Source organism: Bacillus sp. TH22, from assembly GCF_016651015.1.
Lineage (GTDB): Bacteria > Bacillota > Bacilli > Bacillales > Bacillaceae_G > Bacillus_A > Bacillus_A mycoides.
The window spans coordinates 2667451-2679133 of record NZ_JAEKER010000001.1 but is presented as its reverse complement, the minus strand read 5'-3'; the positions used below and the strand labels follow the sequence as shown (position 1 = coordinate 2679133).

Below are 11683 nucleotides of genomic sequence, written 5' to 3'. Positions count from 1 at the left end.
AATTTATATGAAAAATAAAAAAGTTCAACAGGATTCCCGTTGAACTTCTTTGTTTTTTTATTCGTTATCAACTCGCTTTAATGGTTGATCTGCTGGACCTTCCATAACATCCCCATCAATTGAAAAACGGGAACCGTGACAAGGGCAATCCCAAGTACAATCACCGCTATTCCATTCAACTTCACAGCCGAGGTGTGTGCAAGTTGTATCGACGATATGTAATTTTCCTTCTTTATCTTTATAAGCACCTGCTCGTTTACCGTTGACATGTACAACAGAACCTTCGCCAACTTCAAGATTTTCTGGCTTACGTAATGCGGTTTCAATTTTTCCTTCAATTAAGTGTTTAGCAACATCAATGTTCTGAGAGAGGAAAGTTTTTATATCCGGATTTGCATGAAAGCGTGATGGTGCAAACAGTTCTTTATATGGGCTGTGGACTTTTAGAATGGAGTCCTTCAGTAAATGAGCTGCTGCAGTTCCAGTCGTCATTCCCCATTTACGATATCCAGTTGCCACAAATATATTTGGATTCCTTTCGTTAATATGTCCGATATAAGGGAGTTTATCTAGCGTGATTAAATCTTGCGCTGACCATCTATAAGGAATTTCATCTACTCCAAAAGTAGATTCAGCAAAGGAATATAGTGCATCATAATGAAGCATCGTATTAATTCCTTGGCCTGTTTTATGGCTCTCTCCGCCAATCAATATCAAATTTTCTCCATTGCTTGTCGTATAACGTATGGAGCGTTTTGGATCATCGATACTTAAATACATGCCCCCTGGATAATCCGTTTTTGCTTTTATTGCGAGGGCATAGGAGCGTTCTGCGTACATTCGCGTAAAGAAAAAGCTATTAGCATCATAAAAAGGAAAATGTGAACAAGAGACAATATATTTACAAGTGATGCGATGGTCACCCTTTGTAATAACTTGTGGATAATCTCCTTTTTCCACATCAATGGCTGTTGTTTGCTCATAAACTTTTCCGCCCATTTCCACAAACTTTTCTAAAAGTGTTTTTAAATAAAGGAGGGGATGGAATTGCGCTTGATTTTTCATCACAAGTGCAGATTGTACGGGAATAGGAATCGACAGGGATTGAACATAGTCACAAGGAATATTTAATTTTTGATAGGCTTCATATTCTTTCGTTAAATTTCGCAGGCCATTATTGGTAGTTGTATATAAATACGAATCTTCATTTGTGAAATTACAGTCGATTTTATATGTTTGTACAGTCTCGTTTATGAATTGTAGAGCTTTACTATTTGATTCGTAGTAAAGCCTGGCTTTTTCAACACCAAAATTGTTTATTAATTCATCATAAATAAGATCATGTTGAGCTGTTACTTTTGCGGTTGTATGCCCAGTTGTTCCATTTAAAACAGAACCAGAATCAATTAAAACGACTTTCATTCCTTCTTTAGCGAGTAAATAGGCGGTGGTAATGCCTGTAATACCAGCTCCGATAACAGCAACTTCTGTCTTTATATTTTCGGATAAATGAGGAAAAGTAGGAAATTGAGTAGATTCAATCCAATAGGATGATGGTAACTGCGGAAATGTGTCATCTGTCATTTTGAAAACCTCCAAATTAGAACAATTTTCCTTTTAATATTTCCATATTATATGGAATTCATGTATGTTGTTTTCGTAGCGTTTTATTTTTACTAAACGAAAGAAAAAATATTTTAATATAATTATTTTATTGGGGCAGTATGAAGAAGTAGGATTTATATAAAGCTAAATTCAAGTGATTCCATTTGTTGATTACATAGATAGTTCTTGAATAAGATAGAGTCTATATTGTTTAAGTGGATATGTATATATACCTGATAAAGCCTTATGAAATCTATGCTTTTTCTTTAGTGAAATAAAGTATAATTATAAAAATATAACCAACTTTTATTACTAGGTCATAAAAGTTGTTGACAATATAGAAATTCTATTGTTATGATTCATCATGTGGAAAGGTTGATAGAGAGTAAAAAGAGAAATGTTTTTCATTGATAATAAAAGCGAAAATTAAGTGACGATAGAGTGAGTATATTTTCCTTATGATAAATGCTTTTTGGATCACGTAGTAAAATCAATCTGGAAGCAAGAATTGATATATGCAAGTTGCGCGGGGCGCGGCATAAGAAAGGGGCAAAAGGATGAAGGAGCTTCATACGTTTGGGTGGTATGCAGCACGTGTAGCACCACATTTGCCGAAAAAAGCATTTAAACCAGTTCCTAATCGATTATTTGGTGGACTGGCTTATTTACTTGTAGCATTGGCTGGTTTAATAACGATCGGTGTATTTGAATTGAATGTGTGGGCAAATCTAGGAATTGCAATTGTTCTTGGATTATGTTTTGCTTCACTTGGATTTTTAGGACATGAAATTTTACATGGAACAGTTGTAAGAAAGGCATGGCTTCGTGATTTTTTAGGTGCGATAGCATTTATGCCATTATCAACTGGCCCAAAACTTTGGAGAAAGTGGCATAATGCAACGCATCATGTTCACACACAGCATGAAGAGAATGATCCAGATGCATGGCCGACATTTGAGAAACTGAAAAAGAGTAAGTTTTTGAGTTGGGTATATCGCATGCCTCTTCATGTACGTTCATTCTTTAGTTTCCTGTCACTAACAATTCAATTTACGTTACATTCGACTCGAATGTTTTTTCATTTTATAAAAGAATTTAAGTCATCCAATCAAAAATCTGTATGGCTTCAACTTCTTTTGCCCTGGACAGTTTGGATTAGTTTATTGTTTATTATGGGACCTACAAAGTGGTTCTTTGCATACGTGATTCCGTTGTTAATTGCTAACTTTATTGTAATGGCGTATATTGCAACAAATCACCGCTTAAATCCTATTGTTCCAGTAAATGATCCTTTAGCAAACTGTTTATCAGTAACAGTACCGCGCTGGGTAGACGTTTTACATTTCAATTTCTCATACCATACAGAACATCATCTGTTTCCTGCTATGAGTTCTAAATACTATCCATTAGTAAAAGATAAAATTAAAGAAATGTGGCCGGAACGCTATCACGAAATGCCGATGACAAAAGCTTTGGCAGCACTTTGGAATACACCACGTGTGTATTATCACGGAAGTGAATTAGTTGATCCGCATAGGGAGCATTTCTATGGTTCTTTAGGAAATGGATTGGATCCTCATAATATTTCATATCGTGAGGAACATATAGAGGAAAAAGAGACTATAAAAAAAGTAAATCAATAATAGACATATTTTACGATGAAAAAGCAAGCTCTCTTAGAGCTTGCTTTTTGTTATAAAGAGACTTCTTTCTTGTTCTTCGTCTTGACCTGGACAGAGTTATTTTCTTTTCGTTGAAGTCGTTTTTCTAGAAGACTAACAAGATAAGTAAATAGAAGAACTAGTGCGAGATAGTATACACCAACAATGATATATGTATCTAATTGCTGGAAGTTACCTGCGGCAATTGATAAACCGGATCCCCATAATTCGGACATTCCTACGTAAGCAACAAGTGAAGAATCTTTTAATCCAATAATAAATTGGTTCCCTAGAGGGGGAAGAGACAGACGAAATGCTTGTGGTAATATAATCCGGCGCATCGCTAAAGGGTAAGGCATCCCTAAAGAGCGAGCAGCTTCCAATTGTCCCCGGTCAACGGACTGAATGGATCCGCGGAAAATTTCAGTAATATATGCACCGTTATGAATTGCTAAAGCAATTGCTCCTGCCCAAAAAGGGGTAAAAACAACAACGGATGTAATCCCAAAATAGAGAATCGCGATTTGAACAATTAAAGGTGTACCACGAATAATGGCGATGTATACATGAGCAATACTATTTAAAACCTTATTGTTAGAGATTCGAAAGAAAGCGACTAGTAATCCAATTAGTGAACCGAGTAATAGGGATGTTAATGTTAATTGTAATGTGACAATAGTAGCCTTTAAGAGTGTGGGATAGGTAGAGATAAAAATTTCAAACATATGTGTCACCTCATATTGTATGGATTTTAGTAGGGAATGAAATACCCCACATAAAAAGTGGGGCATAATGTATGAAACATTTGACTAGCTAATTTACTTCGTTTTTTCCTCTTCACCGAGAATATTACGCCCAAACCATTTTTTACTGATCTTTTCATACGTACCATCTTTAATGATTTCATCTAAAGCTTTATTTACTTTCTCAACCATTTCTTTATCATCTTTACGAATAGCAATTCCCATTTCATCAAGATTTAATGGTTTTCCAGCTTCTTTTATATTTGATTTACCTTCTTTGATCATACGTAAACCGACCATTTGATCAGTGATTACTGCATCAATACGTCCAGGCTCTAAGTCCATAAGTGCCGTAATATCGCTATCATATTCTGTGATTTGATCTGTATGTTTTGCAACAAGGTCTTTAAAGGTACTAGCTTTTACAACACCAATTTTCTTACCTTTCAAATCTTCTGGAGAAGAGATAGATGTATTCTTTTTAGCCACAAAAATTTGGGCACCAGAACGATAATAAGGATTGGAGAAACTAACAGCTTTTAAGCGTTCTTCTGTAATTGCCATACTGCCCAATATAGCATCATATTTTTTCGATTGTAGACCTTGAATTAGCGTTTCCCATGGATTTGTAATAGGAGTGGGTTTCATATTCATTTTTTTCGCAAGTGCCTCACCAATTTCCACATCAAAACCGGCAAGCTTTCCGTCATTTTCTTTATAGTTAAAAGGTTTATATAAGCCACTCATCGCATAACGAAATTCTTTTTCACCATTTGAAGAAGTAGTAGCACTTTCCTTACTACAGGCTCCTAGTATGAAGGATGTACATAATGTAATACTCGCAACAATGGTTAATAGTTTTCTTTTCATAAAACCCCTCCTATATATTGATCATACGGATGGTTTTAAGTATGTTACTGAGATATTTTATTTGGACAATTAGTTGTGCACCGTATGAATGTATTTCTTTTCATTTGAAACAGAAGTTACATTATAAAACGTTGCGTAAAAATTGTTTTGCTCGTTCATGTGATGGAGCTGAAAAGAATTGTGCTGGCGGAGCGTCCTCTACAATCTTTCCGTCATCCATAAATATGACGCGATCAGCTACATCTCTTGCGAAATTCATTTCATGAGTAACAATAATCATGGTCATTCCTTCTTCAGCAAGTTCTTTCATAACTTGCAATACTTCTCCAACAAGTTCAGGGTCTAAGGCTGAGGTAGGTTCATCAAATAGCATAATTTTAGGGTTCATAGCAAGAGCTCGTGCAATCGCAACGCGTTGCTTTTGACCACCTGAAAGTAGGTGAGGAGTTACATCCGCCTTATCTTGTAGGCCGACTTTTTGTAGGAGTTGATTCCCAACATCCTTCGCGTCTGCTGTCTCCAATTTTTTTACGTGAATAGGAGCTTCTATGATGTTTTCTAGTGAGGTCATATGAGGAAAGAGGTTAAAGTGTTGAAAAACCATACCGACATTTTCACGGACTTTGTTTAAATTTGAATGCTTTGGATCAATTCGTTCACCTTGTAAGTGAATTTCACCTTCATCGTACATTTCTAAAAAGTTAAGACAGCGAAGTAATGTACTTTTGCCGGAACCACTGGCACCGATTAAAACAACAACTTCTTTTTCTTTTACTTCTAAATCAATTCCTTTTAAAACATCAAGTGAGCCGAATGATTTTACTAGATTTCGAACTTGAATCATACAAAACCCCCAGTCAAAAATATATTTACAAATGTTGCCCCGTATTTCTGTTATTAGTCATAAATTGTCAGAATCCTTTATTTTTTTCAGGGGGATTTAATATTCAAAGAAATAATGATTTTTAAAATCCTTATATCTTTCTATAACGAAAATATGGATAATAATATATAGGTAGTACTTATATTGCTTATAAGAAGGGGGAAAGAAGAGATGGGAAAAGAAAGAAAAACATTTTCTTTTGGCTTACGTACACAACTTATGCTATTCACTACAGTTTTAGCTTTAATTACATATTCAACAAGTTTAATTTTCATTTACGTTATATATGATTATTTTCAAAGTTATGTAAGTCAAACTGTTTATAATATTATCGTTATGTTATTAGGTGTAGTATGGTCTGGAATTTTAGCGTATGGGGCAGCAATATTTTTAATTAAACCACTTCGAAAGTTGGAAGAAGCAGCAAGGAAAGCGGCTGAAGGTGATATTCGTGAAGATGTCCCATTGCCAAAGACCGATGATGAGATTAAATCTTTAAGTGTTGCATTTAATATGATGCTAGGGAACTTAAGGGGCATGGTAAAAAATATCGATACTACATTTTCGTATACAAATAATCAAGTTCAGCAAATTAGAAAACAAACAGGTGAAGCGACAAAGCAAGCACAAGGTGTGTCTGAAACTCTTGCGGAGATTTCTTCCGGTGCCGAGCAATCAGCAGCATCGATTCAAGCGATCGTTTCTACTGTTGATACAACGACTTCTATTGCAAATGAAGTAGAAGGAAAAGCAAAACAGTCTGACGAGTTGTCTTCAGAAATGGTTCAAGCTTTAGGACAAAGTACACGTGTCTTTACTTCTTTAATTCAAGGTATTCAAACATTGGCGAGAGAAAATGAAGATTCGATGGAAAATGTACAGAAATTAGAAGAGCGAATGAAACAAGTTGAACATATTGTTTCTGTTGTGAGTGAGATTGCTAGTCAAACGAATTTATTAGCACTCAACGCTTCTATTGAGGCAGCTCGTGCAGGAGAGCATGGAAGGGGCTTTGCAGTTGTAGCAGAAGAAGTACGTAAACTTGCTGATGAAAGTGATCATTCCGCAAGAAATATATCGCAGTTATTACGGGATATGCAAGATGAAGTACAGCAAGTCGCATTGAAAATGACAGAGCAGGTGAAGACAGCTAAAGAAGAGGCGAAACGCGGAGAAGCTACAGAATTAATTTTAAAAGAAATGTCATCAAGTGTTATGGAAGTAGCCGATGCAACCAAGCAAATTAGTAGTTATATGAATGAACAAGCGAGTCACATTCATCAAACAGGAGCACAAACAAAGGCTGTAGCAGCAATTGCGGAAGAAACGTCAGCTGGTTCACAAGAAGTGGCACGTGTGACATTACAACAGTCTAAAAATATGATAGCAATCGATCAATTATTAAAAGACTTAGAGAAGCAATCAGCGGATTTAAAACAAACAATTGAACGGTTTTCAATGTAAAAGAGAAGAACAGAATGCAGTGACCCCTGTCAAGTAGACAGTATTAAAAAAGCGCAACTAAGCAACCTGAGTTCTATATTTATATGGACTCAGGTTATTTAATTTCTTTTGAAATCTTTGATGATTATAAAAGTGCATATATTTACGCACGGCAAGTTTGACCTCATTCGCTTTATGGAAGGAGTGTAAATGAAAACACTCTGCCTTAAAGTGACTGAAGAAGTTTTCCATACAAGCATTATCCCAACAGTTGCCTCTTCGAGACATACTTGCCTTCATCTGATATTTTTTAAGTAATTGATTATATTGACGAGATGTATACTGGGACCCTTGATCACTATGTAAGAGGATTCCCTTCATATTTCGTTTTTTTTTTGCCTTTTTAAGTGTATCTAACACAAGTTTTAAGTCGTTTCTACGACTGGTTTCATAGGCAACAATCTCATTATTGTATAAATCCTTAATAGCGGATAAGTACAAGCGCTGTCCATTGAAAATCAAATAGGTAATATCGGTTACCCATTTCTCATTCGGTTTTGAAGCTTGAAACTCCCTATTTAGATGGTTCTCTGAAATCACATAAGCTTCTTTTTTTCCGTAATAAGGTCGTTTTTTCCTAATTACGGCTTTGATACCTAGTTCACTCATCAATCTTTGGATGCGTTTATGATTCAAATGAAGGTTATATGTGGCTTTCAGCCACACTTGTATTCTTCTATATCCATAAATTCCTCTTAATTTTTTATGACACTCCAATATCTTTTTCTTAATTTCGATATCCTCTGATTGTTTTTTTGAAGGCGTCGTATGCCGTTTTATCCATTTGTAGTACCCACTTCTGGTTACACCAGCAATATCGCATAGAATGGTCACTGTATAACCTGTTTTTGTCATTTCATGGATGACTTCGAATTTTTTCGTTTTGGATACGACTTTCATTCCTCCTTTTACATTCCTAAGAGCTTTTTTAACATTTCATTTTCCGCTTCTAATCGTCGGATCTTAGCTTCAGGATCTTCGGGTCTAACCCTTGGTCTACCTAAACCTGGTCCTTTCGCTTTACCGCGTTTTTCTTCTAGTCCTTTGATTCCTTCAGCTTCAAAGTATTTCACCCAACGACTTACAACCGAGTGATGAATACCCAATTCTTTCGCAATGGTTTTATAGCTCATGCCTTCTTTTAAGTATAAATCTATAGCTTTTTTCTTAAATTCTACATCGTAAGTGACTCTAATTTTTCCCATAAAAAAATCCCCTCCATAGTAAACAGGTTAATGTGCTTTCTTTTTCCTGTCTACTATAAGGGGATCATATCAGAATGCTGTTCTTCTCTTTTTTTAGCTAGATTTAATATCTACAGTTAAAAAGTATAAACTATGAACGTTTCCGCAACATTCTTTTCTGTCCCTTTCGGATGAAAATTATAGCGAGCTATAATATTAAAAGGGGTGTCTTTTATGAAAAAAGAAAAAAGACAACGATTAATTAAACAATTTGTAAAGGAGTATGAAATAGAGAAGCAAGAAAGATTAGTAGAATTGTTAGCAAAAAAAGATGTATTAGTAACACAAGCTACAGTTTCTCGAGATATTCGTGAGTTAAACTTAACGAAGGTACCTTCTCAAGAAGGATTAATGATATATAAATTTTTCTCAGAAGAGCATTTACAAACTGATATAAAGTTAAAGAAAAAATTACGAGAGGTTGTTGTAAAAATTGATTGTGTAGATCAATTAATGGTTATTAAAACATTACCCGGTAATGCACATGTTATTGGTGTTTTGTTTGATGAGTTAGATTGGAAAGAAAAAATAGGATGTATATGTGGAAATGATACATGCCTTATAATTTCTCAGTCGAAATCAGATAGGGAGATTTTAGAAGAAAGGTTAAATTTAATTATTTAGATGCAAAATCCTGTTTTTAATAAAAATTAAAAACAGGATTTTTTTAAAATACGGAAGTTAAATATTCAGCATATATGCGTAATATATGTATTTTTTTATTGAAAAAGCGGGATGGAATGTTATAAAAATACAAATTTATATGATTTTTAAAAAATAACTTGTTTAATATTTCACAATGATAATGTAGATGTTTTCACAAAGATGAAAGCGCGTAGCATTTATTATGTACTTGTAAGACATCAAACATATTTAAAAGGAGGTACAACAAATGAAGCATCCGATACATGTTACTTCAGAAATTGGGGAATTACAAACAGTTTTATTAAAACGACCTGGTAAAGAAGTGGAAAACTTAACGCCAGATTATTTGCAACAATTATTATTTGACGATATTCCATACTTACCAATTATTCAAAAAGAGCATGATTATTTTGCACAAACATTACGCAATCGAGGTGTTGAAGTTCTTTATTTAGAAAAACTAGCTGCTGAGGCATTAGTAAATAAAAAACTTCGAGAAGAATTTGTTGATCGTATTTTAGAAGAAGGACAGGCTGACGTAAATGTTGCACATCAAACTTTAAAAGAATATTTACTTTCCTTTTCAAATGAAGAATTAGTTCAAAAAATTATGGGTGGTGTACGGAAAAACGAAATTGAAACAAGTAAGAAGACACATTTATACGAATTAATGGAAGATCATTATCCGTTTTACTTAGACCCAATGCCTAATTTATATTTTACTCGTGATCCAGCAGCTAGCGTGGGCGATGGTTTAACGATAAATAAGATGAGAGAACCGGCGCGTAGACGTGAATCATTATTCATGGAGTACATCATTAAATATCATCCAAGATTTGCAAATCACAATGTGCCAATTTGGCTAGATCGTGATTATAAGTTTCCGATTGAAGGTGGCGATGAGCTAATTTTAAATGAAGAAACAATTGCAATTGGAGTATCTGCCCGTACGTCAGCTAAAGCAATTGAACGTTTAGCTAAAAATCTTTTTAGCCGACAAAATAAAATTAAGAAAGTGTTAGCAATAGAAATTCCAAAATGCCGAGCATTTATGCATTTAGATACAGTGTTTACAATGGTTGATTATGACAAGTTTACAATTCACCCAGCCATTCAAGGGCCAAAAGGAAATATGAATATTTATATTTTAGAAAAAGGCCCAGATGTGGAAACTCTTAAAATTACACATCGTACTTCTTTAACGGAAGCATTAAAAGAGGTATTAGGTTTAAGTGAATTAGTTCTTATTCCTTGTGGAGGAGGAGATGCAATTGCTTCCGCTCGTGAACAATGGAATGACGGTTCTAATACATTAGCAATTGCGCCAGGTGTAGTTGTTACATATGATCGCAACTATGTATCCAATACGTTATTACGGGAACATGGTATAGAGGTCATTGAGGTGCTAAGTTCGGAATTATCTCGTGGTCGTGGGGGTCCACGTTGCATGAGTATGCCAATTGTTCGTAAAGATATTTAGTATAAATAACGGAGAAAGTAGGGATGAAGTATGTTAATGACTAGACCAAATTTAAAAGGAAGAAGCTTTCTAGCTGAAAAAGATTTTACACAAGAAGAATTATTATATTTTCTAGATTTAGCAGCAGAATTAAAAGAGAAAAAGAAAAACGGTGTCCCACATCATTATTTAGAAGGTAAAAATGTAGCGCTATTATTTGAAAAAACCTCTACTCGTACGCGATGTGCATTTACAGTAGCATGTACAGATTTGGGAGCGAACCCTGAATATTTAGGGAAAGGTGATATTCAGCTTGGGAAAAAAGAATCCGTAGAGGATACAGCAAAAGTGTTAGGACGCATGTTTGACGGAATTGAGTTTCGTGGATTTAATCATGAAACTGTAGAATCTTTAGCACAAAATTCTGGTGTGCCGGTTTGGAATGGATTAACAGATATGTGGCATCCAACACAAACACTTGCAGATTTATTAACAATTAGAGAACATGTAGGGAAATTAAAAAATGTGAAGCTCGTTTACGTTGGAGATGGACGAAATAATGTTGCTAATAGCTTACTAGTTGGTGGAGCGATCGTTGGAATGGACGTACGTATTTGTACACCGGAATCTTTATGGCCAGAGCAAGAAGTAATTGATTTAGCAAAAAAATATAATGAACAAGTAATGATAACAAGTAATGTGGAAGAAGCTGTTGCGAATGCAGATGTAATTTATACAGATGTATGGGTGTCTATGGGGGAAGAAGAAAAATTTGCTGAACGTGTCGAGTTATTGAAACCTTATCAAGTAAATATGAAAATGATTAAAGAAACAGGAAATGAAAATGTGATTTTCTTACATTGTTTACCTGCATTTCATGATGTTGAAACGATGTATGGTGAGGAAGTTTATGAAAAATATGGGTTGAGGGAAATGGAGGTAACTGACGAAGTATTCCGCAGTAAACATTCAAAAGTATTTGATCAGGCTGAAAATAGAATGCATACAATTAAAGCGGTTATGGCAGCTACTTTAGGAAACATGGAGTAAAGAAGAAAGGGAGTCTTCCT

The 11683-nt window shown here is 34.9% G+C and carries 11 protein-coding genes and 1 pseudogene; 6 read left to right on the top strand and 6 right to left on the bottom strand.

Annotated features, from left to right (window positions below):
• Window positions 1-57: 57 nt before the first annotated feature.
• The gene (locus tag JFU18_RS13545; protein WP_201032378.1) at window positions 58-1584 is read right to left on the bottom strand and encodes an FAD-dependent oxidoreductase; all 1527 of its coding nucleotides are present in this window, start codon (window positions 1582-1584) and stop codon (window positions 58-60) included.
• A gap of 578 nt (window positions 1585-2162) precedes the next feature.
• Here JFU18_RS13545 and desB point away from each other — a divergent pair.
• A complete protein-coding gene (gene desB / locus JFU18_RS13540; protein ID WP_002091268.1) occupies window positions 2163-3248 on the top strand; it encodes a Delta(10) desaturase DesB in 1086 nt (361 codons plus the stop codon).
• A 50-nt stretch (window positions 3249-3298) separates the two neighbouring features.
• On the opposite strand, the gene JFU18_RS13535 is transcribed toward desB, so the two are convergent.
• The 3 genes from JFU18_RS13535 to JFU18_RS13525 form a co-directional block, all read right to left on the bottom strand.
• Window positions 3299-3991 carry an amino acid ABC transporter permease gene (locus JFU18_RS13535; RefSeq protein WP_002113621.1) on the bottom strand — a complete coding sequence of 231 codons (693 nt, stop codon included), beginning with the start codon at window positions 3989-3991 and terminating at the stop codon, window positions 3299-3301.
• 93 nt (window positions 3992-4084) lie between these two features.
• Window positions 4085-4879, bottom strand: coding sequence for an ABC transporter substrate-binding protein (locus tag JFU18_RS13530; RefSeq protein WP_002016697.1), 795 nt, complete (start codon window positions 4877-4879; stop codon window positions 4085-4087).
• Between the two features lie 121 nt (window positions 4880-5000).
• Window positions 5001-5723 carry an amino acid ABC transporter ATP-binding protein gene (locus JFU18_RS13525; protein WP_002029539.1) on the bottom strand — a complete coding sequence of 241 codons (723 nt, stop codon included), beginning with the start codon at window positions 5721-5723 and terminating at the stop codon, window positions 5001-5003.
• A 210-nt stretch (window positions 5724-5933) separates the two neighbouring features.
• Here JFU18_RS13525 and JFU18_RS30660 point away from each other — a divergent pair.
• Both JFU18_RS30660 and JFU18_RS13520 read left to right on the top strand, forming a co-directional pair.
• Window positions 5934-6284, top strand: a pseudogene (locus tag JFU18_RS30660) (HAMP domain-containing protein); the annotation flags it as partial.
• The gene (locus JFU18_RS13520; protein WP_438285153.1) at window positions 6276-7226 is read left to right on the top strand and encodes a methyl-accepting chemotaxis protein; all 951 of its coding nucleotides are present in this window, start codon (window positions 6276-6278) and stop codon (window positions 7224-7226) included. The pseudogene JFU18_RS30660 and the gene JFU18_RS13520, both read left to right, overlap by 9 nt.
• 57 nt (window positions 7227-7283) lie before the next feature.
• Here JFU18_RS13520 and JFU18_RS13515 read toward each other — a convergent pair whose 3' ends face one another.
• Complete coding sequence (locus JFU18_RS13515; protein ID WP_201031428.1) at window positions 7284-8165, bottom strand: IS3 family transposase; 882 nt, start codon at window positions 8163-8165, stop codon at window positions 7284-7286.
• 8 nt (window positions 8166-8173) lie between these two features.
• Window positions 8174-8470 carry a transposase gene (locus tag JFU18_RS13510; protein ID WP_002170592.1) on the bottom strand — a complete coding sequence of 99 codons (297 nt, stop codon included), beginning with the start codon at window positions 8468-8470 and terminating at the stop codon, window positions 8174-8176.
• 213 nt (window positions 8471-8683) lie between these two features.
• On the opposite strand from JFU18_RS13510, the gene argR reads away from it, so the two are divergent.
• From argR to argF, 3 genes are all read left to right on the top strand, one after another.
• Window positions 8684-9133, top strand: a complete 450-nt coding sequence (gene argR / locus JFU18_RS13505; protein WP_000711835.1) for an arginine repressor — start codon at window positions 8684-8686, stop codon at window positions 9131-9133.
• A gap of 268 nt (window positions 9134-9401) precedes the next feature.
• On the top strand, window positions 9402-10634 hold the full coding sequence (gene arcA, locus JFU18_RS13500; protein ID WP_002139467.1) for an arginine deiminase: 1233 nt from the start codon (window positions 9402-9404) through the stop codon (window positions 10632-10634).
• A gap of 30 nt (window positions 10635-10664) precedes the next feature.
• A complete protein-coding gene (argF, locus tag JFU18_RS13495) occupies window positions 10665-11663 on the top strand; it encodes an ornithine carbamoyltransferase (RefSeq protein WP_000930304.1) in 999 nt (332 codons plus the stop codon).
• The last annotated feature ends 20 nt before the right edge of the window (window positions 11664-11683 follow it).

Excerpts from the sequence above, each read along its gene's own strand:
- desB (WP_002091268.1), top strand. The coding sequence starts at position 2,163 with ATGAAGGAGCTTCATACGTTTGGGTGGTATGCAGCACGTGTAGCACCA.
- JFU18_RS13515 (WP_201031428.1), bottom strand. The coding sequence starts at position 8,165 with ATGAAAGTCGTATCCAAAACGAAAAAATTCGAAGTCATCCATGAAATG.
- argF (WP_000930304.1), top strand. The coding sequence starts at position 10,665 with ATGTTAATGACTAGACCAAATTTAAAAGGAAGAAGCTTTCTAGCTGAA.
- JFU18_RS13545 (WP_201032378.1), bottom strand. The coding sequence starts at position 1,584 with ATGACAGATGACACATTTCCGCAGTTACCATCATCCTATTGGATTGAA.
- JFU18_RS13535 (WP_002113621.1), bottom strand. The coding sequence starts at position 3,991 with ATGTTTGAAATTTTTATCTCTACCTATCCCACACTCTTAAAGGCTACT.
- arcA (WP_002139467.1), top strand. The coding sequence starts at position 9,402 with ATGAAGCATCCGATACATGTTACTTCAGAAATTGGGGAATTACAAACA.
- JFU18_RS13510 (WP_002170592.1), bottom strand. The coding sequence starts at position 8,470 with ATGGGAAAAATTAGAGTCACTTACGATGTAGAATTTAAGAAAAAAGCT.
- JFU18_RS13520 (WP_438285153.1), top strand. The coding sequence starts at position 6,276 with ATGATGCTAGGGAACTTAAGGGGCATGGTAAAAAATATCGATACTACA.
- JFU18_RS13530 (WP_002016697.1), bottom strand. The coding sequence starts at position 4,879 with ATGAAAAGAAAACTATTAACCATTGTTGCGAGTATTACATTATGTACA.
- JFU18_RS13525 (WP_002029539.1), bottom strand. The coding sequence starts at position 5,723 with ATGATTCAAGTTCGAAATCTAGTAAAATCATTCGGCTCACTTGATGTT.
- argR (WP_000711835.1), top strand. The coding sequence starts at position 8,684 with ATGAAAAAAGAAAAAAGACAACGATTAATTAAACAATTTGTAAAGGAG.